This is a genomic window from Sorangium sp. So ce375 (genome assembly GCF_051473855.1).
GTDB lineage: Bacteria > Myxococcota_A > Polyangia > Polyangiales > Polyangiaceae > Sorangium.
In genome coordinates, this window is sequence record NZ_CP150335.1 from 8862619 (window position 1) to 8884104 (window position 21486).

The window sequence follows — 21486 nt, forward strand, 5'->3', positions numbered from 1 at the left end:
GGCCGCTCGCCTCGGCCCGGCGGGCTTTCTCGCCCGCGATCGCGGATTTCGGCGCTGGAGACGGCGCGGTCCCGGCCGCCCGCCACGGGCCGGCGCGCCGTCATTGCCTTCTCGGAGGCGGACTAGCTAAAGTAGTCCCGCCTCGCTGAGGAGGCTCGTACGGCGAGCGGTGGTGCCACGGTTCCGCAGGGGCTCGCGGGGCGAGCCTGGCCCCGCCTGAGTGCCCCGAACCCGCTATGTGGAAGCTGACGATCGAGGATGACGAGGGGAAACAGACGGGGCTCCCCCTCGCCCATGAGGAGTACGCGCTCGGACGCGGAGAGTCGAACTCGATCCGGCTGACCGATCGCAACGTCTCGCGCACCCACGCCACGCTCGCCAAGAACGGCCAGGGCTGGGTCATCCGCGATCTCAACAGCTACAACGGCACGTACGTCAACGGCGGGCGCGTCAACGGCGAGCAGCACCTGCGCCACGGCGACCTCGTGCAGCTCGGCGACTACCGCATCGAGATCGTCGATGAGGCGCTCTCGTCCGCCGTGACGAGCCCGACGCCGCCGCCGGGCAGCCGCAGCACGGCGCACCTCCCGCTCCACACCCGCCCGAACCGGCTCGTCATGGTCGTCGGCCCGACCCCCGGCGCGGAGTTCCCGCTCGACGGCGAGCGCTTCACGATCGGGCGCTCCGAGGACGCGACCATCTCGATCAACCACAGCTCCGTGAGCCGCCTGCACGCGGAGCTCATCAGCCTCGGCAACGGCCGCTACGAGGTCGTCGACAAGCAGAGCGCGAACGGCGTGCGCATCAACGGCGTCGAGCTCAAGCGGGGCCTGCTCGAGGCGGGCGACGCGCTCGAGCTCGGCGACGTCCGCCTCCGCTTCGTCGCCGCTGGCAAGATCTTTCGTGCCGGGCCGGACGGCGCGTCCGGCACGGCGGCGCCCGGCGCCTACGGGAGCGTGGCCCCTTCCGTGCAGTCGTCCCGCTCGTTCGGCGGGGCGAGCAAGGCGATGGGGCTGCTGCTCGCCGTCGCCTTGATCGTCGTCATCGCCGTGATCGCGGTCACGCGCGCCCGGTCGCACGGGTCGACGTCGCCCGAGCCGGACGTGCAGCCCGCGGCGCCGGCGCTGGCGGGCGACGACGCGCAGATCCTCGACGCGGCGGAGGCGCAGTTCCGTTCGGGGAACGTCGACGCCGCGCACCGCAAGCTGCAGGAGATCGCCGAGACGTCGCCGGTCCGGGAGACGCCGCGCTTCAAGGAGATCGAGGAGCGCTGGGCGGAGGGGATGTTCCAGCAGGTCGAGCAGGCCGGGACGAAGGCGGAGAAGCTCGCGCTGCTCAACGAGATCGCCAAGACGACGGGCGTCCCGACGGCGCTCCGCGCGCGGGTGGCCGAGATGCGGCGGCAGGTCGATCCCGAGGCGCCGCCGGAGCCGGAGCCGGTGCCGGTGCCGGTGCCGCACCTCGGCGCGCCGCCGTCCTGGCCCGCGCAGCCTGCACCGGCGCCCGTGCCCTCGGCCTCGGCCTCTGCCGCGACCTCGGCGCCCGCGCCCTCGGCCTCCGGCGCCGCGCCGACGAGCAGCGCCCTCGACTCGAGCTCGTACCCCGCGCAGCGGCGGGCGCTCGAGCCGAAGGTCTGGAGCGGGAAGGCGTCGGCCAGCGAGATCAAGCTGCTGCGCGCGATCTGCATCCACCAGGGCGACGCGGTCTGCCGCGACAAGGCGACGGCGGCCCTCGACAAGCTGGAGAAGCGCACCGCCGAGAAGACCCCGTAGCCCCGGGCGCTTCCCTCCTTCTTTCCGCGTGCGTCGATGACCTCCACGAGCAGCACCAGGGCTCACGAGCCGGACGCCCACGGGCCGGACGTCCACGAACCGGCGGCCCACGAACCGGCCGCTCACGAGGCGCGCCCGCACGGCGGTCGCGGTGTTCCTCCGGCCGAGCGCGGCGGAGGCCTCGCGCCCGTGGGCTCACCGGCGCGGAACGGGCTCGCGTCGCCGGCTGCCCTGGCGATGGCGACGCTCGCCCTGCTCGTGCTCGTCCCCTACGCGCACCCGAGCCTGTCGCGGCTGCGGGTGCTCACGCCGCTGCCCGAGGGCGAGGGGCTCGTCGTGGTCCCTGCGCCGGCGCCGGTGGCGTCGGTCGGGGAGACGACGCTCGCCACAGAGACCACGGAGCAGGCCGAGCTGCGCCAGCCCGAGGAGGTCGCGCTGCCCGCCGCGGCCGCCGAGCTCCTGCCGGCCGCGGTCGCCTCCGAGGGCAAGCCGCCGCGGCCGATCGAGGACCCGAGCGGCAAGGCGATGACGCCGTTCTTCCGCGCGCTCGCGGCGGTGGAGCGCAAGGCGCCGCAGTCGATCGCGCGCATCACCTACTTCGGCGACTCCATCGTGGCGAGCGACTTCGTGACGGCGACGCTGCGGCGCAAGCTGCAGAAGCGGTTCGGCGACGCGGGCCACGGGTTCATGCTGATGGCCAACGCATGGCCTGGATATTTCCATAACGACGTGGTCCGCTTCGCCGGCCCTGGCTGGCAGGTGAGCCGCGTGGTGGGCCCGTTCGCCAAGGACGGGCTCTACGGGCTCGGCGGCGTCTCGTTCCGCTCGCAGGGCGCGGGGGTGTTCTCGCGGTTCGCCACCGCGGAGACCGGGAGCTACGGGCGGGCTGTCTCGCGGTTCGCCGTCGATTACCTGAAGCACCCCGAGGGCGGGCGGATGGAGATCAAGATCGACGGCGAGAGCCGCGAGATGATCGACACGCGGGCCGACGAGGCCGGCTCGGCGATCGCGACGTACGAGGTCCCGGACGGGCCGCACGGCATCGAGGTGCGGGCGCACGGCCCGGGCGTGCGGGCGTTCGGCGTGTGGATGGAGCGGGACACGCCGGGGGTGGTGCTCGACGCCATCGGCATCCAGGGCTGCCGCATCCGCTTCCTCGACAAGAGCGACGACGCCCACTTCGCCGAGCAGCTGCGCGCGCGGAACCCGGCCTTGACGGTGTTCCACTACGGCATGAACGAGAGCGAGGACGGCGAGCTGTACCCGCTCGATCAGTACGAGGCGACGATGAAGGCGGTGCTCGAGCAGGTGACGGCGGCGCTGCCCGGGTCGTCGTGCCTGCTCGTGGGCCCGATGGACCGCGCCGACAAGAAGGGCGAAGTGTACCGGAGCCGCCCGGTGATCCCGAAGCTCGCGGCGATCCAGCGCAGGGTGGCCGGGCAGGTCGGCTGCGGCTATTTCGACACCTTCGGCGCGATGGGCGGCTCGGGCTCGATGGGGATCTGGGTCCAGCGGGGGCTCGGCGGCGCCGATCTCGCGCACCCGTCGGGCGCGGGGGCCGAGGTCATCGGCCGCTGGCTGTACCTGTCCTTGATGGAAGCGTACGAGGGCTGGAAGGCGAGCGCCGCGCGGCCCTGAGGCTACGCGGCCCTCGAGGCTACGCGGCCCTGAGGCTACGCGGCCTTGAGGTCATCGGACGCAGGCGGCGCAGGCTCGTCCGCGGCGAGCCGCCTGTGCTCCCGGGCGATGCCGGCCACGACGCCGAGCCACACGAGCGCGAGGGCCATGTTGACCATCGCGAAGTGGCGCGTGGAGAGCGCGAGCACCTGGCCGGCGATCACGCCGACGGCGGCGAGCACGTCCCCCGCCCGGACGACGAAGGTGTCGATGGCCGCCTTGGCGCTGTACTTGGCGTCGCGGCCGACCGGCAGGAAGAGCGCCTGCCGCGCGGTGTTCTGGATGGAGTAATCGGCGCTGTTCTCGGCGATCTTCGCGACGCGCACGACGGCGAGCGCCGGCAGGACGGCGAGGGACGCGTACCCGAGGAGGGCGATGGCCGGCAGGATGAACAGGGCGAACCGCACGCCGAGGTACTTGAAGATGCGGGAGACGAAGAAGAGCTGCAGGACGACGCCGAACGTGTTGACCCAGTAGAAGAAATCTCCCTTGAAGGTCCCGATGATCGCGCCGAGCGCCGCCTTTTTCCCCTTCTCGGTGCGCGGGTGGACGAGCCCCGCCTCGGCGCCCTCGACGATCTTGCCGCCGGCCTCGACGTCGAACGCGCCGCCCTTGACGGCGGCGATCTTCCCTTCGAGCAGGCGCGACGCCTGCGGATCGACGAGGTAGACCGGCGCGCCCGCCGCGAGCGGCGCGCCCGCGGCCGCGCCGGCGGCGGGCGGCTCGGGTGCGCCGCGCTGCTCGCTGCCCGGGTCGAGCGCGCTCTGGGCGAACTCGATCAGGGTGCGATCGAGGATGTACTCGCCGGTCGAGTTCACCCAGTTGAGGACGAGCGTCAGGCCGGCGATGAGGAGGAGATAGCGGTTGTGCGCGATGATCTTGAAGCCGCCCGCCGCGCCCCCGGGCGGCGCCTCGGCCTTGTCCGCCGCGCCCCCCGGGCGCGCGAGGTCGTCGCGGTGGACGAGGTAGGTGAGCCCCAGGCAGGCGAGCAGCACGCCCGCCGCGACGAGCATCATGTTGTAGGGGCCGATCGGCACGTAGATGCGCTTCGCGATCTGCGCGCCGAGCATGGCGCCGAGCGAGCTCCCGATGCCGACGATCGCGAAGAGCCGCTTGCCCTGCTCGGGCGTATAAACATCGTTGGCGAACGACCAGAACTGCGCGATCACGGTGAGGTTGAAGCAGCCCACCCACAGATAGAAGGGCACCCCGAGGGGGACGCCGAGGCGCGCGAGGAGGAAGAAGAGGACGAGGTTCGCCGCGAAGAAGAGCGTGAGGGCGGTGGTGAGCTGCATGCGCCCGAAGCGCCTGGCGAGCGCGCCATACGCGCGGACCACGCCCACGAGGAGGAGCGCCTGGCCCGCCGCCGCGTAGGCCTTCACCTCGGGGCCGTCGAGATCGAGGCGCTGCCCGCCGATCTCGAGCCCGCCGCCCGCGAGGATCAGCGGCTCGCGGACCACCTTGAGGAGATAATAGCCCGTGAGCAGGAGGAACACGTTCAGCGTCAGGACGAGGACGCTGAAGACCTCGCGCGGCTTCACCTCGGCGAAGATCGAGAGGAGCCTGTGAAGCACGCCTGGGGCCCGTGTCTCGTTCTCACCTGTGCTCGCCACCCGCCGCTCCATCCCCGGAAAACCGCCGTTCTGGCGCTGCCGGAACAGCACCGATGGCCGGGCGCGCGAGGCTATCGAGCCTGGTCCCGGCCGGCAACCTCCCTCTCACCGCCGGGCGTGTGAACCGTCGCACAAGCGTTCGACAGGGGCGCTCCGCGCAGACAGGCGTCTCTCGGGCCGGGAACTCCGCTATGCTCCCGCGCCGCGACGTGTTTTCGTGCGAGAGGCGAGGCGGATTGGGCACCAACGAAGAGGGACGGACGCGCGCGCTCGGCACGGCCTGGCGGCGGCGCGCGGCCGCGCTCGCGAGCTGCGCCGCGCTGTCGCTGAGCGCCGAGGCGCGGGCCGTTCCGCAGGCGGGGGGCGCCGCTCCACAGGCGGGAAGCGCCGCTCCCCAGGCGGGGGCCGTGGATCGGCCTGCGGCAGGAGCTGCACCGCCGCCCGCAACGACGCCCGCGGCCGCGCCGACGGCCACGCCGACGCCCGAGGTCCAGCGGACTCTGCCGTTGGTTCCTCGCGCGGCGGCGGAGCCACGGCCTCCCGCCGCGGCGCCGCTTGCGCCCGGCGCGAAGCGCCCTGTGACGGACTACGATGGTCGCCCGGACGAGGCGGCGAGCGCCGGCGATGCGCTGCTCTGGGTGCCGCGCGTCGTGTTCTTCCCTGCCTACCTCGTCAGCGAGTACCTGGTCCGGCGGCCGCTCGGCTACATCACCGTCGCGGCGGAGCAGGGCGAGTGGATCAAGGAGCTCAAGGACATCTTCACCTTCGGGCCGAACGACACCATCGGCATCGTCCCGACGGCGCTCTTCGACTTCGGGTTTCGCGCGAGCGTCGGCGTTTACTTCTTCTATGATGACCTGTTCGTCCCAGGCAACGAGCTCCGCGTCCACGCCGCGACCGGCGGAATCGGCTGGCTGAGGCTCACGGTCGCCGATCGCATCCCCCTCGGTGCGCGCGCTCACCTGAAGCTCCGCGGCGAGGCGGACATCCGGCCAGACTGGCTGTTTGCGGGGATCGGCCCCAGGTCGCTGGAGCGCGACTGGGCCCGCTACAGCGCCCGCAGCGTCGAGGGGACCGCGACGCTCCACGCCGATTTCGGCACATTCAGCTTCGTCGAGGCGAGCACCGGCGCGAAGACCGTCGACTTCCACGACATCTGCTGCCGGCCGACGGTCGGCTTCCGGGTCGCGAGCGGCCGTTATCCGATGCCGCCGTCGTTCGACACCGGATACACGGCCTACCGGATCGGAGGCCGGGCCGCCCTCGACTCGCGCCGGCCGCGCCCGGCGCGGGGCCACGGCGTCCGGCTGGAGCTGTTCGGAGAGCACGCCGCCGATCTGGAGCGGCCGCTGGAGAGCCGGTGGGTCCGCTACGGCGGCTCGCTGGGCGGGTTCGTCGACCTCACGGGGCACGACCGCATCCTGAGCCTCGCCCTCTCGACGGCCTTCGCCGACCCGCTCGGCGCCGCGGAGGTCCCCTTCACCGAGCTCGCCGAGCTCGGCGGCGACGCGCCGATGCGCGGCTTCCGCGAAGGGCGCCTCCGCGGGCGGAGCGCCGCCGCCGCGACGCTGGAGTACCGTTATCCGATCTGGGCGTTCGTCGACGGCACGGTGCAGGTCGCCGCGGGCAACGTGTTCGGCGAGCACCTCCGCGATTTCGATCTCGACCTGCTCCGCATGTCGTTCGTGCTCGGCCTGCGCACGAGCGGTGAGCGCGACCACTCCATCGATGTCCTGATCGGCTCGGCCACCGAGACCTTCGAGCAGGGGGCGGGCCTCCAGGAGCTGCGCTTCATGATCGGCGCCACCCATGGCTTCTGAGCGAACGGCGGTCACCCGCAGAGGAGACGGGTCCAGATCGGCGTTTTCGGCGCGGAAGCGCACGAAAGGGCGCTGAGCACCGAAAACGTCGAGATGGGCCCGTATCCGACGCGGGAGAGCCTCAGTTGGGCGGATCGGCCTCGTCGGGGCGCTCGATGCCGACGAGCTTGTAGCCGCGGCGCGGGCCGAGGTCGTAGAGGTGGGCGCGCAGCGGGCCGGGCGCCTGCCCGTTCAGGATATCGACGATGGCGTAGCGCGAGGGCGCGTCGTCGGGCGCGCCGCCATCCCCGGCGATGTGGGGGAGCGAGAGGCACACGCCGCCGTCCGGCGAGGGGCGCACGGCGGGCCGCGCGCTCGGGGCGAGCGCCTCGCCGGCGTACATCGCGGCCTCGTAGCGGAGGTCCTGCGGGCGCGCGACGCCGGTGCGCCGCGCGAGGTCGACGCCGCACAGCACAGCCGGCGAGGCCAGGGCCACGTCGGCGATGGGCGACAGGCGCGTGAGGTACCGTGTCATGATCGCGCGCTGCCGCTTGAGGAGCTTGTCGAGCAGGAACGCGGTGTGCCGCGGCGCCGTGAAATCGCCGCTCCGCACCGCCGCCTCGATGAGCTCCGGCGTGAAGCGCGCGAGCGTCCGGGCGGCCCAGGCGCCGTCGAGCTCGGTCATTCGCCCGAAGGCCGGGTTGGGGTAGCCGCCGCGCCAGGCTTCCGGCCGGAAGTCGCGATCGCTGAAGAAGCCGAAGATGTCGCCCCGCGGGTCGTGGCTCGCCCGGTCCCACGGCCGCTCGGGGATGCCGAGCGTCGCGAAGTCGAGGAGCACGTACTCGGCGTCGAAGTAGAAGGCGTGGCCGAGGCGCTTCGAGATCTCCTCCCACTCCCACTCGCTGCCGAAGCAGTCGCCGAGATCGATGTAGTAGTGGCGCACGTGGCCCGGCGATGCGTCCTTGTCCTTCGGGTCCTCGGCGAGCCAGACATCCATCGAGTTCTGCTCGCGCGAGTCGAAGTGGTTGAGCCAGGCGGCGAGCAGGCGCCCCCCGCGCAGATCGCGCCGATCCTCGTGCGGGATGACGTCGTTCGGGTCGTCCTCCCGCGTCCCCTCGTACCTGAACGGGCCGAGGGCGCGGCCCGGGAGCCACCGCGAGGCCACCATGCGGACCCGATCGCCGCGCTTCGACGCCTTGGCGAGCACGCCGTCGAGCGCCGCCTGATCGAACGGCCTGGCGACGCCGCTGTTGTCGGTCACCGTGAGCCCGGGGGACAGCTTCAGGACCGACGGCTTCAGGTAGACCACGGAGTCGCACGGCGCCCAGAAGCCGGCGGCGTGGTAGAGGCGCGCCGCGATGGAGGTGGCGCCGGTGGCCCGCTCGGGCTGGTCCGATGGGTCGGCCTTGAGCATGAACTTGCCGACGCCCTCGACCTTGATCCGGAAGCCGGGGTTCGCGCCGTTCGGCTTGCCCATGTCGATGACCCAGGACCCGTCCGGCGCCTCGGGGTCCAGCGTCTTGTCGCCGCACGGCCCGCGCACGAGCTCTTCGACGGAGAGCGGCCGCTTCCCGATCCGGTTGGTGAACCAGCTGGAGTCCGGCACCTCGTCGACGCTGTTCACGTTGGCCGCCTCGCCCCCTGGATCCACGGCGAAGAGCCGCGTCACCGGCCGGAAGACGAGGTTGTCGGCGGCGTCCCACGCGAACGAGGACTCGTACGGCGCCGGCGAGCAGAGGCGGTGCTGCGGATCGTCGCCGGGGGCCTCGGGATCGGGCCGGCAGGGCAGCGAGACGGGGCTCAGGTCGGCGTCGCGCCAGACCGGATCGCGCAGGGGGAACCGCCGCACGTCGCCGCTGCAGCCCGCGCTGAGCGCGGCGAGCAGCGGGAGCGAGCTTTTGAGCAGCGCCTTGAGCATCGGCGGGGGATGGTAGTGGAGAGGGCGCCGCTCGGGGCGGTTTTCAGCGGCCCGAGGGCGGGCGAGCGCGGACGACGGCGGCCTCGTCAGAAGCCTTCTTGCCGGAGCCGCGCGATCACGGACCGGTAGAAGTCGATATAGAGCCACGGGTTCCCGTCGCCCGGGCTCTGTCCGAAGAGCTGGCCGATCTCGTCGAAGTGGTCGGCCGGGATACAGCCCCAGAACTCCCCCCATCGCGCGTCCCGCGCCCGCACCAGCCCGTCGTTCGGGAACGACTCGCCGATGCCGCCGTCGAGGAGGGTCTCTGTCAGCGACAGCAGCGGGTGGACCGGGTCGAGGCCGTCGTCGAACCGCGTGACGAAGGGCGCGGGGGTGAGGGTCGAGCAATCCCTGCCGCCGCGCGCGCGGCCCGACCGCCCGCCGAAGGAGGCATAGAAGACGCCGGGCGAATCGGTGTAGGTCGCGTTGAACTCCGCGATGCCGGGCGACGAGAACTGCTCGAGCGAAGCGAAGACGCTCGTCTCGTTGCCTATCTGATCGTAGAGCGGCGCGCCGATGGCGTTGATGAGATCGTCGAGGATGTCCTGCAGGCGCTCGTCGGCGATGAGCTCGAGCGCCACGTCGGCGACCTTCGAGCCCAGGTGGGGTGTGGCGACGGTCACGATGGAGGCGACGAGATCGGGCCTGTCGTGCGCGACGACGCGCGCGTCGAGCCCCCCCTGCGAGTGGGCGATGATGTTGACCTTCTCGTGGCCTGTCGCGGCGAGGACCTGCTCGATCCGCGCGAGCAGCTGTGCGCCGCGGACCTCGGAGCTGTTGAACGGGTCGACGGAGGGCGTGAACACCGTCTCGCCGCTCTCGGCGAGGGCCTGTTTGAGGTTGTAGAAGTAGCTGACGTATCCCGCGCCCGCGAAGTCCTCGAATCCGAAGAAGCCATGAGCGAGGACGATCGGATACGGCGGACCGAGCTTCCCTGACGGCCAGCCGCCGCCGTTGCCGCCCGGGTCGTCCGACGAGCCCGACGAGCCAGACGAGCTCGCCCAGACGCCCGAGCCGGAGCCGCCCCCGGCGCCCGTGAGCACCTCACTGGTGCCCGGCGGATCGAACTGCTCCTCGGCCGCGACGCAGCCCGCGAGGAGCGCACAGGAACCGACCATCGCACACCCTACGAGACAAGCGATCACCCACTGTCGCATTGACGAGCCCCCGTGTGAGACTTGCACTTACGCGAACCACCAACAGGCGATGACGAGGATGCCTACGAAGAAAGATCCAGCACGACCACCTCCTGCCGGAATCAGCTCAGACTCTGCTGATGGGATGCTGATGTCAAGCGCTGTCGGAAATTTGCACCATTCGAGGTGTTCAGCGCATTGCGTCGCGGGCAGCAGCGGGCTTTCTGCCAATGCGCCATGCATTTTGACGCCGCGTTGGCGCATTGCGTCGCGGGTCGCCGTTGTTTTTCCATGCGGAGAGCCGAGCTGGCTCCGGTAGGTTCGTCGGCCATGCGATCTGTCCAGAGCTCGTTTGCGCTTGTACTGCTGATGGCTTCCCTGGCCGCTTGCGGCGGCGCGGCGCCTCCTCCGTCGGAGCCGGATCAAGCGGCGTCCGACGTGGCTGCTGCGGCGCCGGCGGCGAAGGAGGGCGGCGAGGCGGCGGAGGGAGAGGGTGGGAAGAAGGAGGAGGACGCAGCGGCGGAGGCGTCGCGGCAGATCCCGACGACGTGCGAGCAGCGGGGCAACGAGTGTTTGCCGCCGGTGGCGTTCGTGAAGCGGCTCTGCAGCGGGTTCCATCCGGACGTGGCGCTCACCCTGTTCGCGAAGGGGTCGCCGTTCACGCGCGGGTACCTGACGCGGGACACCGATGCGGTGAACGCCTCTGGCGGGTCGTCCTCGAACGACAAGCTTGTGTTCGATGAGGAGGTGCTGATCCTCTATCACCGCGAGCCCGAGACGGGGGGCATGGTCGTGAGCGGCGCCGGGGGCGGATACGAGGTCCTGCGATGGGACGGGACGTGCGCCACGCTGATGGCGGAGGAGGTCCGGCAGCACGTGCCGCCGAAGCCGAAGTTCGCGCCGATCCCGTGGAAGAGCCTCGATCAGAAGACGCGCGACGCGTTCCTGGCCGACGAGAAGACGGGCAAGCTCATCATCGAGCGGAAGAGAGAGTGCAAGGGCGCGACGATGGGGGCGGTCACCGCGAAGTGCGAGAAGGTCGACAAGCAGATGGCGGCGGCGCTGATCGACTACGTGCGCAACGGCGGAGCGCTGCCCACGCCGGGGCCGCTGCCCTGAGGGGCGGCGGGCGGGGGGCACGATCACGGTGACCGAGGGCGGGTGGGACGGCCGCCGGGCAGGGCCGGCGGCGGGCGGGTCGGCTACTCTGGCTTGTCCTTGGGCGCCACGTAGTCGGGCGGGAGCTGCGCGGCCTCGTTCCCGCCCGTGAAGAAGTACTTGTCGAGCTCGGTCATCCAGATCCGCTGGCCGGCCTCGGAGATGAGGTCGAGGCGGTACTCGTTGATGAGCATCTTCGAGTGCTCGAGCCACATCCGCCACGCCTCTTTCGAGACGTTCTCGAAAATCCGCTTGCCCAGCTCGCCCTTCAGCGGCGGCTTCTCCAGCCCCTCCGCCTCACGGCCGAGCTTCACGCACTGGACCATCCTCGACATAAGTTGCCCGACTCCTTTTCCTTTTCGCGGGCTTCTTAGCCGAGCCACGAGGAGCCGTCGAGAGCAGCAGGCACGCAGGCGAGGTCAGCAGGTGGGCGACCAGAGAGGGGGCCGCCCAGAGCGGACAGGCGGGCGGGTTGGCGGCTGGCGGGCTGGCGGGCGGCACCACGGGCTGGCGGGCGGCACCAGGTTGAGGCAGGTGCCGATCGGGCGGGCGGCACCAGGTTGAGGCAGGTGCGGGTTGAGGCAGGTGGAGAGGGCTGGGCTGACGGAGGTGCGTGGACGGTCGAGGCAGGAGCGCGGGGAGCGCGGGGAAGGATTGGACAAAAACGGGCCCCAGGAGAGCACGGCGACGTCAACGACGGAGCGATCTGGCAGCGAGGGGTTGACGGCAGCACGGTTTCTAGCAATATTCGGTCCGTCTGAACGAACCACGAGGGGGCGATCGGCTTCGACGTGGGGACTGAAGGTCTGTCTGCGTGCTGGCGGCTCCTGCTCCGCCTATCAAGCGGGACGTTACAAGTGCGAACGACAACGCATACGCTGTCGCGGCCTAATAACCGCTAAGCCATCTGAGGAGAAGGTCGTCCTAGTACTCCAAGGGTGTCAACCACAGGGCTGGGTCGCGTGAGGACGCCCTCGATAACGCGACTGAGATTCAGTGAGGGATAGGTCGTAGCCGAATCTACGAACGCCGTCGCCGGCGCATGGCGACTACGCACGTGAACGAAGGTAGACTGGATGCCTTGCGGACCCGGGTTCGATTCCCGGCGCCTCCACCAAGAAGACACGGCGAGAGCCGTGTCTTCTGCTTTTTGTGTGCCCTGCGTGTGACCTGACAAATCTTGGCGACCCTGGATTTGGGGCGGGCACGGCGTGGGCGGGACCACCGAGAGCGGCCGCGGCAGGTGACGCGAGGGTACGGGGCTCCACGGAGCGCCACAGCTGGCACCATGCGGGCGGGGGTGGATCCCGGGTCCGAGCCTGCGTGTTGCGCAGCCCGGAGCCGAGCGAGCAGACGCTGCCTGCCGGGTCCGCGCGGATGTAGGTGGCGGGTGGGGTCCCTGCCCTGCTGGCCGGCGCCGGACCGTGCCGGCCCCCTACCGAGCGCGTGCCCCATCTTGACACGGGACGGTATCTCCGCTCGCCTCAGACGATAGTGGCCATGGGGTAGCTGGAGCGGCAACGACGACCAGAAAGATGCCTTGGAGCGCCTGCGCGAAGCTCACGTTTCCCAGCAGAGTCTACTACTGATTTTCGAGAGCAATTATGGTTGACGCAGAACAGATCGCGGCAGTAGTCACAGGCGTTGGGAGTGGCATCCCGATCGCAGCCAGCATACCGATCATAAAGAGGCTCATAGGAGCAATTGAAAAGGGCATCGGTGCCGTCGCCACACCATGGCAGATGGATCGGCTAGCCAAAGACGAGCAGAACGCCAGACTTATCCAGGCACGCGGCGAATTCGAGCTACGTGCGTTGCAGCACAAAGGCAACTAAGAACCAGAACAGCTTAAAGCATCGCGATCATCCGGGCAACTCGAGGCTCCGGGCGACATCTGGCACCGTAAGCGCTGCATGAAGCGCCGTCGCCCCCAACCTCGGCCAACGGGAGAGAGCGCGCCGGGGTAACAGAGCCGGACGGACGGGATCATCGGGCAGGGCACCGCAGGACGGATCCCGTGACCGCGCGCTCCAGGCCCCGATAAGACCACCCGGCGGGGAAAAGTGGCACTCAGAAAGGGGACACAGCACTTGCCCGCCTCTTCACATATCTCAGGTACCTGGATACAGTTCCTTGTAACGCTCAAGCGTCATGTCAGCCACATCCTGCGCTGCGATGGCACGAACAGCAGCATCAAACGACTTGTAGGTCACGCCAACGGGGTCACCCTGAATGAGAATCTCGATGTAATTAAGGAAAGTGTCGTAAACTCCCGCAGATACCGCAAAAACAACCTTCCGACCGGCTTCGGTCCAGACATCGACGAGGTCCATCAGAACGTAGAGGTTTTGACTTGGTATGAGCCGACCACGCCAGTGAAATACCATATCTCCTCCAAGCCGACCCTCTCTGAATTGCTCTCTAATCTCATCCACCTCTCCCCACAATCCAAAGCCAGTGACAAGGCTGTCAAAAATCTCTAATCTCACGACCACGAATCCATCAAACTGGTGAGCTGCCAGCTTGTTCTTGTGCCCCGACCTATATAGTATGGCTCGGATCGCACAACCCTTATCGCTGCGAAGCTGTTCGAGGCAAGACGCGTGCTGCCTCGCGAAGAGGAGTCCTCGCCCGCGCCTCCTGCGGGGCTCCGATCTGAGCAACTGTTCCTGCTCTTGCAGCTTCGACGCTAGATCGAACACTCTTCCCGGCGGGTTAAAAATCGAGATGGTCACATAGACGCGTGTAACCTCGATCTGGATTGTTACTACCTCCGAGGCGTCAACACATCCGTGCTCGAACGCGTTGCGGGTAAGCTCCGCATAGATCACCTTCACTTTTTCGATCAGAATCTCGGGATATCTCTGCTGCAACATCGCAGTCAGCAAGACCTCCATGACCAGCAGCGCCTGCTCGTGGTGGCTCGCCTGGATGCTCCGCTCACGTGCGAATATTTCCGGAAACGAGAGCGCATCGCCTATCATTGCGGTCGATGACGTGTCGTCATATTGGCGTGGGTCGGGACCGTGCGTGCGTGCCTCTGCAACAGATGCGGATGAAATCGACCCGAGGGGTAGCTTCTCTGTCGCGGATGCGTCCAACAACCGCTTGCTCGCGTCCAGCACGATCTCGAGAGCGGCCCACGCAGAGGCTGCATTTACATACCTGTCTTTCTGATCGCGCGCCACGCAGCGACCAAACCAAAGATCGAATCCCGGTGGAATTCGTTCTTTGCAGCCGTACTCGGCGGCTCGCGCAGAGGCTGTCGGCAGTGGACGCACAAAGGCCTCCATCGCCAGCATCATTAGCGTTGCCGACTGCTCGTACGCAGTTTTCCAGAAGTAGCGTCCTGTGAGGGCCCAAAAGGCGATTAGCCCCAGCGCCCACACGTCAGTTTGCGGAACGATGTGTCGACCCGGCTCAGCTTGCTCGGGTGCCATCCACAGGGGAGTTCCCAGTCCCGTACGCGTCTTGCTCGATGTGGTCTTCACTTCTGCAACCATACGCGCGATGCCGAAGTCGAGAATTTTAACAACAAATTCTGCGCCGCGGCGCCGCGCTTTGGCAAGGAAGATGTTTTCGGGCTTGAGATCTCGATGCACGATCTGTTGATCGTGAGCTCTGCTGAGCGCGTGCGCAGCCTGATCAAATATCTCAGCAACGCTTGGTATTGGGAGTGGCCCATTGTGCCGGACATGGGAATCGAGGTCTTCGCCTTCCAATAGCTCCATGGCAAGCCATGGACATCCTGTAGCGTCATCGACACCGGATGAAATTACCTCCACCACATGATCGCTTTCGATCTGAGCGCCGATCTTCGCTTCAAGATCGAAGCGCTTGCGGAGCGCGGGCTGTGTTACCAGCTCCGGCTGCATCAACTTCAGCGCGCGCAGCTTCGTCGTCGAAAGTTGCTCGGCGACGTACACAGCCCCCATCCCGCCCTCCCGCAACGGCTTCACGACGCGGAAGTCTTGCGCGAAGATATCCCCTGGTCTCAGCTGTGTGAGTCCACCCATGGCGACATGCTACTCGAACCGGTGGCGCTGGGGAAGTCGGCCGCGCCGCTCGACCTCGCCTCCGGCGGCGCGACCACCGTCACCACAGCGAACGGGCTGCCTAGAGGAGATCGCAGCAGAGCTTGGTGCCCGTCCAGGCACAACGAACAAGCGACTGCACCGCGGGCGAAAGCTGCTGCGGAAGCTCCTCCGCTGAACGAGGTGCTGAATGACCGTCCCGCGCCCGGAGCCCCCGCGGAAGCCGGACTGGCCGCTCTCTCGTCAAGGCAGGCGAGCTACCGTCCGCCCGTCATGACCCGTGACCCGGCCTCCTCCACCTTCGCGAGCCGCTTCTCGCACCTCTCGATCGCCTCGACGATCTTCGCCTTGCGCTCGCGCTCCGTTCGCCAGCGCCGCGGCTCCGGCAGACCGAGCCACCGGGCGAGGCGCTCCAGCGCAGCGACATCGGCGCGGAAGAGACTCTCACGGCGCAGGCGGATCACGATGGCGGCAGGGTAGATCCTCGGCGCCGGCGCGTCCGCATCTCGCTCGGCGACCATCCCACGTGCACCGCCGCCTGCATGCCCTCGCCGCTCCGGGCCGAGCCGACCGCGCGGCACGCTTCGGGTGGGCAGGGGCGGCGTAGCTCGCCCAGCCGAGAACCGGACCGACGCCTTCGTCCCGGGGGTATGGCTGGTCAGCCCGGCGGCCTTCTCGGGCGCCGAGATCGCCCGGGAGCGAGCGCGACGCACGGCGTCGAATGGATCGCTCCCGCGACCGTCGAACGCCGCGCCAGCGCGCCCCCCGGCGACGAAAACGTGCTCCGGCGGGCGCGTACAGGTCGGCAGATCGGAACAGGAGGGTTGTATGCGGCTGAATTGGTTCGCAAGCACCGTCGTGGTGATGTCGACGATCGTTGGTTGTGGAGGCGACGACAAGGGCGCTGGGGGGCAAGCGCAAGGGGCTGGGGGGCAGATGCAAGGGGGCGAGGGCGGGGCCGGCGGGAGCGCGGGCAGCGAGACCGGCGGGGGCGGACAGGGGCCCGCCGACTGCCCAGCAGCGCAGGTGTCCTGCAATGGCGCGTGCCTCCCCGTGGGCGTGTCGGCCGGCGGCTGCACGGTGCTCGCGCACGCCGGGAAGTACGTGTCCATCGATCACGGCATCGCGGTCGACGCGTCGCACGTGTACTGGGTCGAACAGCTCTCACACACCGCCGTCGCGCGCGTGGCGAAGGCGGGGGGAGGGCGCGAGGAGATCTACGATTCACCCTATATCCCCCTGTCCGTCGCGGTGGACGAGAAGAACGTGTATTGGGCCGAAAACTCGGTCACGCACTGGGTCCGCGCGATGCCGAAATCGGGCGGTGCCGTGTTCGATCTGGTGACGCTCGTCGACGACTTTGGCGACATCGAAGATGTCGTGACCGATGGCGAGCGCGTTTTCTTCACGCAGCGAGTGCGCTCGGAGCCGCTCGAGGTCAGGAGCGTCGGGCTCGACGCCGGGGACGAGGTCGTGCATGGTCCAGCCGGCGACGTCTTGAGCACGACGCTGGCCCTGGATTCCGGGTTCGTCTACTGGGAATCCGCCGAGTTCTTCGACAACGACGAGATCCTGCGCTCCCCCCGGACCGGCGGCGAGCCGCAGGTGATCGTGACCGTGGACAGTGGCACCCTCCTGGGCTTCGCGATCAGCGGCGAGTTCATTTATTACATGAGCCCCGGCGCGATCTGGCGCGTGCCCGTGTCCGGCGGCGATCCGACCGAGGTGCTCTCGTCCCCCGACGTGGAGGGCACCTTCTTCGTCGCCCACGCACAGGCGCTCTACTGGGCCTCGTCCGGAGCGCTGTGGCGCGTCGGCGTGGACGGGAAGAATCCCACCCAGCTCGTCAAGACCGACGATTCCATCTCCCACATCGCGGCCGACGCGAGCGGCGTCTACCTGGCCATCAACAAACGACCGGGATCGACGTCGGACGGGTTCATCGTCAGCGCCGAAGACTGAGGGTGAGGGCAGGAGGCCACCCGCCGAGGGCGGCGAGCGCGGGCCCAGCCGGGGCTACCCGCGGCGCCGGGTGCGCTCGGCGGCGAGGTTGATGACGCCGGCCGCGTCGTAAGCGGCCGAGGTGTGGCGCCCCGTTCACGCGTCGCGTCTCGCGCTGCGATTTGGACGGAAAATTCGCATGGGTCGGGGAGGTACGAGCTTTGCTCCCACCGCGGCCATGAGTAACTGCTTTCGTTCGCTGGTTCTCGTGGGGGCTCCTTTCATCTTCGTCGCGGGCTGCGGCGGATCGGATGGCGACACGCTCGCTGAGCCCACCGCGGCGCCGGCACCCCCCTCGACTCCGGCGGAGGTAGACACCGCCTATGAACAGATCGGGCGCGGCTGCGGCGACAACGGCTCCCTCGTTCGCTCGCTAGCGCACGTCCCCGAGCTCACCACCAACAACCTCTGGATCGCCCCAGACAACGACGCCGCCGGCCTGGCCGCGTCCAAGAACGACAATGGCTGGGGAGCGAGCGTGGGCGTCTACGAGCTCGGGTTCGAGTCGAGCGGGGACAACATGGAGAGCCACTCCGCCGAGCAGGCCGCACGGTGCGACGCGGTCAGCGAGATCTTCGACCCCGCCGGGGACGGCGCGCGGCACCGCTTCCTCAACGTCCTCGTCTACGCCGGCGATCACCCGCACGCCGAGGCGATGCCCGCCGAGGGTCTCCCCGCCGCGATCGAGGCGCCGGTCCGCCTGAAGGGCTATCTGGACGTGGCCGCGGGCACGCGCGAGGAGATCGAAGACGGCGTCGTGTACCGGGACGCGCAGCACCAGTATCTGCCCATCTACGTTCGCTGCGAGAAGCCCATGAAGATCACCTACGAGGAGCGCCTGTTTTCGCGCGAGGAGGTCGAGGCGCTGAAGATCGACACCCGCATCTGTCGCCCCGTCGCCGAGGACGGCTACGGCTGCCTCTTCGAGCGCCCGCAGCCGATCGAGGGTGCGTGCACGTTCGTGGCGGCCGACGCGAAGTACGTGGCGACGAGCGGCGAGGAGCACAACATATCGCTCGGTGGCCGCATCGAGCGCGGCGAACAACCCAGCTACGAGATCACGGTCGACCGCTTCGCCTTCCACTGAACGAGGGTCCTCGGTCAGGGAGCGTGACGTCGGAGCGCGTGCGGGGACCTCCAGCCTGCGGGCCTCAAGAAAGGAAAGGACGCGCACCGGGGCCGTCGATACCGGCCGCCGCCGGATCAACCGTGGAGTGCGGCGGTCAGGTCCAGCTCGACCAGCTGACCTGTGAAGCCGAGCGAAGCGACCCCGAGCAGGGTGCTGGCCGTACTGAAGGCCGGGCCGAGCGCCGAGTCGTTCAGTCGCTGCCACACCGCGCCCAGCACCTGGTCGTCGTCGCTGACCACGTAAATCACCGAGCGCACCACGTCGGCGGGCTGCGCCCCAACCGCGTTCAAAACGGTCAGCGCGTTCGCTGCCACCTGGTCGGCCTGCGCGAGGTAGTCGCCCAGGCCAACCACGTTGCCGTCGAGGTCGAGTGGGCACTGGCCGGCGAGGAAGGCCAGCCGGCCGGCCTCGACGATCGTGACGTGGTGATAACCGGGAGTTCGGTGGACGTCGGGCGGGTTGATCTTGACCGAGCGCACTGAGGGAGAAAGGAAAAGCAAACCAATCCGAGGATGTCAAGCGCCGTGCGCGTCGTGGGCCTGGTAAGGAGATCCGAAGTGACGCGCCGATCCCAAAGCCTTGCGTAAGATCTCCGTCGTTGGAAGGCGCCGAGTTCCACGACCCGCACGCGGACGCCGAACGGCTTGGTTTCATGAAAAGGGCCTCGGGCATACCCACGAGCGCAAATCGTGGGTCCCTCGTGGGCGATACGCGCTGCCTGCACGTCCCCCGCCGCGAGGCCGCCGCAGTGGGCGCTACCCGCCGCGCCGTCGGGCGTGACGAAGCGGATGCTGGTGTGGCGAGCCGCTGTCGGGCTGCATCGGCGTCCTGGCCCCGCCCTCGCTCCTCCTCGGCGGCGCCCTGCTTGACCCACGGCGCGGTCGCGCCGACAGTCGAGCGATGCTCCGCGACATCCTGTACGCCGCATCAGCGCTCCTGCTTGGCGCCTGCGGGCCGTCGCAACCGCCGTCGCATGCTCCGGCGCCCCGCCCCACGGCGTCCGCCGCCGCGGCGCAGGGTACGGCGGAGCCGGCGGCGACCGTGGCCGCCGCGCAGATCACCGTGCGCATGGAGATCAACCAGGTCCTCCCCCAGGTGCGCCGCGCCCTCGACCAGGAGGCCGCGCGCGCAGGGGCTCCGGGGGAATGCGTGCTCGCCTGGGGAGCGGTGCCGCCCGCCGGCCCATCGACGTGGATTGCACGCGTCGCGTGGCCTGGCGGCTCGCTGGACGGTCAGGTGCGGTGCGGCGCGGATGTCGATGTGATGTTCAGCGGCGAGCGCATGCGGGACGCAGGTATGTTCGCCTTCCGTCGCGGCGTGCTGCACGCGGCGCACCCCTCGGATCTCGACGACTCGCGGCCGGTCGAGCGCGTCCCGACGTGCGAGACCCCACCCTCCGATCGGACGCTCGCGATCTTCGAGTCGACCGACGAGGCGGATCGCGATCAGCCGGCTGCGCCCGCGCTCGACGCGATCCGTGACCTACGCTGCATCGCCGCGGCCGCGATCTGGCCGTTCCGGTGAGCGCGACCTCACGCCAGGTCGGCTCGCCCCCTCGTCGTGCGCGGTTCACGCCACAGCCAGCCTGCGGTGAAGTGACCCGGGCCAGCGCTGGCGCCCCGGCGGGGCGCCGCGGCGTAAGCGCCCAGCGATCGCCATGGGCGCGCCCCCTTGCGGCTCTCGTCGGAGTCGACGACGCTGGGTGAGGGGCAACGTCCACCCACGACCCTTGTGGGCACGGGCGGATACGGGCGGACACGAGAGGGCCGGCGAGGAGCTCACCCCCAGCACGAAGATCGAGCTCTGCGTCGTTCAGGACGCGTCGGCGTCGCTGGCAGCCGGAGCCCGCGGGAGCAGAGGAGGATCAACGGCCGGGAGGCCCCCTCCGCCCGCAGCTTCCAGCGCCACCAGTATACCTGCTTCGGCTTGTACCCTTCGCGCCGCGCGAACTTCTCTGCGCTCAGCCCGCAGCGCTCCCATCGCTCCACCCGATCGGCCGGCCCACTCCACCCTCGTTGCCATCGCTTCCTCCTTCGTCGCGATGGGAACTGGTAACCGGCCCCGACGGGCTGGTCACGATGACGTTGGTCGGGCGGTTACTGTGCCCCGACGTCAGGGCACGGGGCTCCCGCTGCGAGGCCGGCGTGGGTGAGGAGATCCCGGGCGTCGCTGACGATCGCGGCACGGCGGATCCCGCGGTCCGGCTCGGCCAGGCCCGTGCTCGCGAGGACGCGCTCCCCCGCCGCCGCGGGCCGTGAAGATCTCCAGCTCGCGGGTCGTAAGTGGATAGCCTGGCAGTCTCACGGGGACACAGGTACCGTAATAAGGCGCCCTAATCCGCATGCCCCTCCCGCTCCCACACGTGCGCTCCATATAAGCGAGCGGGGGGCAGGTCATGCTCAAAACCGCGCTCGTAACGTTCACGCTGTTGTTTACCCCTCGACCTGGAGCACTCGCAGCAGAGGATCCGGAACCCGAACGAACATCACAAGGGCGATGCGACAATGCAGTAAACGATGGATCGGACGTGTGGCAACTCATGTGCGGCGCTTTGGTGGCACCTCCTGAGACCAAACAGCAATGCCATGCAGAGCACAACGAAGGCCGCGCAAAGGCTGTAGCCGCTTGCCGATTTGCCACTTGCGAAAACGCCTGCAGAACGCTCGATGAACGATGGGTTCTGTATTGCTCGGAGAGAATTCCACGTAAGCACCGAAAAGTGTGCGACAGAGCACGCACGTTCGGCAACGGCAGATGTCTCGCAGTATGCAGAGGACGGACGCTTGACGATGCCGAGGACGATGGCACCATCGGCGCATGCAGCTCCCCATCGCAGAGCGAGAGCTCACGCTGAAGCGGCCGGACGGTACCGAAGAAGCGATCCGTGTTCTGCTGTGGAAGCCGGAGTTCAGGCATGAGCGCGGCTGGGAAGTTGATTTCGAAATCCAAGGACCAGGTAGTGAGGTCACGCGCTCCCACGGTTCAGGGCTCGACGCCTTTCAAGCCCTATATGGCGCGCTACATATGATACCGATCCTGATGGACAGCCTTGGTGCATTGGGTCAGGTGAGCGCCCAGGGGGACGACTGGCACTGGTTCCCGGCTATCCCGCACCTGACGAAGCCGACGCCGGGCAAGCCCCGCTCCGAGTAGCGGGTACGCGAGGGCCCTCGACACAGCACCGACCCCGGGTCGTGATGTCGAGCATGG

General features: G+C 68.9%; 17 protein-coding genes and 1 other RNA gene. 10 read left to right on the plus strand and 8 right to left on the minus strand.

The window, feature by feature from the left end; genetic code table 11:
• Positions 1 to 236: 236 nt before the first annotated feature.
• Together WME90_RS32835 and WME90_RS32840 are read left to right on the plus strand one after the other, a co-directional pair.
• Entirely contained in the window at positions 237 to 1772 is a 1536-nt protein-coding gene (locus WME90_RS32835) for an FHA domain-containing protein (RefSeq protein WP_437275988.1), read from the plus strand.
• Positions 1773 to 1808: 36 nt separating this feature from the next.
• Positions 1809 to 3410, plus strand: coding sequence for a GDSL-type esterase/lipase family protein (locus WME90_RS32840; RefSeq protein ID WP_437275989.1), 1602 nt, complete (start codon positions 1809 to 1811; stop codon positions 3408 to 3410).
• 35 nt (positions 3411 to 3445) lie between these two features.
• Here WME90_RS32840 and WME90_RS32845 read toward each other — a convergent pair whose 3' ends face one another.
• Positions 3446 to 5062 carry an NTP/NDP exchange transporter gene (locus tag WME90_RS32845; protein ID WP_437275990.1) on the minus strand — a complete coding sequence of 539 codons (1617 nt, stop codon included), beginning with the start codon at positions 5060 to 5062 and terminating at the stop codon, positions 3446 to 3448.
• A 578-nt stretch (positions 5063 to 5640) separates the two neighbouring features.
• Between WME90_RS32845 and WME90_RS32850 the strand changes: the two genes are divergently transcribed.
• On the plus strand, positions 5641 to 6882 hold the full coding sequence (locus WME90_RS32850) for a BamA/TamA family outer membrane protein (protein WP_437275991.1): 1242 nt from the start codon (positions 5641 to 5643) through the stop codon (positions 6880 to 6882).
• Positions 6883 to 7003: 121 nt separating this feature from the next.
• On the opposite strand, the gene WME90_RS32855 is transcribed toward WME90_RS32850, so the two are convergent.
• Positions 7004 to 8779 (minus strand): hypothetical protein, encoded by a 1776-nt coding sequence (locus WME90_RS32855; RefSeq protein WP_437275992.1) that lies wholly within the window; start codon positions 8777 to 8779, stop codon positions 7004 to 7006.
• A gap of 86 nt (positions 8780 to 8865) precedes the next feature.
• Positions 8866 to 9936 (minus strand): esterase/lipase family protein, encoded by a 1071-nt coding sequence (locus tag WME90_RS32860; protein WP_437275993.1) that lies wholly within the window; start codon positions 9934 to 9936, stop codon positions 8866 to 8868.
• A 348-nt stretch (positions 9937 to 10284) separates the two neighbouring features.
• Here WME90_RS32860 and WME90_RS32865 point away from each other — a divergent pair, with 348 nt between their 5' ends.
• Positions 10285 to 11073, plus strand: coding sequence for a hypothetical protein (locus tag WME90_RS32865; RefSeq protein ID WP_437275994.1), 789 nt, complete (start codon positions 10285 to 10287; stop codon positions 11071 to 11073).
• An 83-nt stretch (positions 11074 to 11156) separates the two neighbouring features.
• Here the strand turns inward: WME90_RS32865 and WME90_RS32870 are convergent, their stop codons facing one another.
• Entirely contained in the window at positions 11157 to 11447 is a 291-nt protein-coding gene (locus tag WME90_RS32870) for an oxidative damage protection protein (protein ID WP_437275995.1), read from the minus strand.
• 437 nt (positions 11448 to 11884) lie between these two features.
• Here WME90_RS32870 and ssrA point away from each other — a divergent pair.
• Positions 11885 to 12229: a transfer-messenger RNA gene (ssrA, locus tag WME90_RS32875) on the plus strand.
• A 487-nt stretch (positions 12230 to 12716) separates the two neighbouring features.
• Complete coding sequence (locus WME90_RS32880; protein ID WP_437275996.1) at positions 12717 to 12947, plus strand: hypothetical protein; 231 nt, start codon at positions 12717 to 12719, stop codon at positions 12945 to 12947.
• 276 nt (positions 12948 to 13223) lie between these two features.
• Here WME90_RS32880 and WME90_RS32885 read toward each other — a convergent pair whose 3' ends face one another.
• Both WME90_RS32885 and WME90_RS32890 read right to left on the minus strand, forming a co-directional pair.
• Positions 13224 to 15128 (minus strand): serine/threonine protein kinase, encoded by a 1905-nt coding sequence (locus WME90_RS32885; RefSeq protein ID WP_437275997.1) that lies wholly within the window; start codon positions 15126 to 15128, stop codon positions 13224 to 13226.
• 275 nt (positions 15129 to 15403) lie between these two features.
• Positions 15404 to 15667, minus strand: coding sequence for a hypothetical protein (locus WME90_RS32890; protein ID WP_437275998.1), 264 nt, complete (start codon positions 15665 to 15667; stop codon positions 15404 to 15406).
• A gap of 307 nt (positions 15668 to 15974) precedes the next feature.
• On the opposite strand from WME90_RS32890, the gene WME90_RS32895 reads away from it, so the two are divergent.
• A complete protein-coding gene (locus tag WME90_RS32895) occupies positions 15975 to 17108 on the plus strand; it encodes a hypothetical protein (RefSeq protein ID WP_437275999.1) in 1134 nt (377 codons plus the stop codon).
• A 247-nt stretch (positions 17109 to 17355) separates the two neighbouring features.
• Complete coding sequence (locus WME90_RS32900) at positions 17356 to 18234, plus strand: hypothetical protein (protein WP_437276000.1); 879 nt, start codon at positions 17356 to 17358, stop codon at positions 18232 to 18234.
• Between the two features lie 116 nt (positions 18235 to 18350).
• Here WME90_RS32900 and WME90_RS32905 read toward each other — a convergent pair whose 3' ends face one another.
• Positions 18351 to 18755 carry a RidA family protein gene (locus tag WME90_RS32905; RefSeq protein ID WP_437276001.1) on the minus strand — a complete coding sequence of 135 codons (405 nt, stop codon included), beginning with the start codon at positions 18753 to 18755 and terminating at the stop codon, positions 18351 to 18353.
• A 421-nt stretch (positions 18756 to 19176) separates the two neighbouring features.
• On the opposite strand from WME90_RS32905, the gene WME90_RS32910 reads away from it, so the two are divergent.
• Positions 19177 to 19800 carry a hypothetical protein gene (locus WME90_RS32910; protein ID WP_437276002.1) on the plus strand — a complete coding sequence of 208 codons (624 nt, stop codon included), beginning with the start codon at positions 19177 to 19179 and terminating at the stop codon, positions 19798 to 19800.
• Between the two features lie 254 nt (positions 19801 to 20054).
• Here the strand turns inward: WME90_RS32910 and tnpA are convergent, their stop codons facing one another.
• Entirely contained in the window at positions 20055 to 20264 is a 210-nt protein-coding gene (gene tnpA / locus WME90_RS32915) for an IS66 family insertion sequence element accessory protein TnpA (protein ID WP_437276003.1), read from the minus strand.
• Between the two features lie 829 nt (positions 20265 to 21093).
• On the opposite strand from tnpA, the gene WME90_RS32920 reads away from it, so the two are divergent.
• Positions 21094 to 21429: a DUF6968 family protein gene (locus tag WME90_RS32920; RefSeq protein ID WP_437276004.1), complete on the plus strand. Its 336-nt coding sequence runs from the start codon at positions 21094 to 21096 to the stop codon at positions 21427 to 21429.
• Positions 21430 to 21486: the final 57 nt, after the last annotated feature.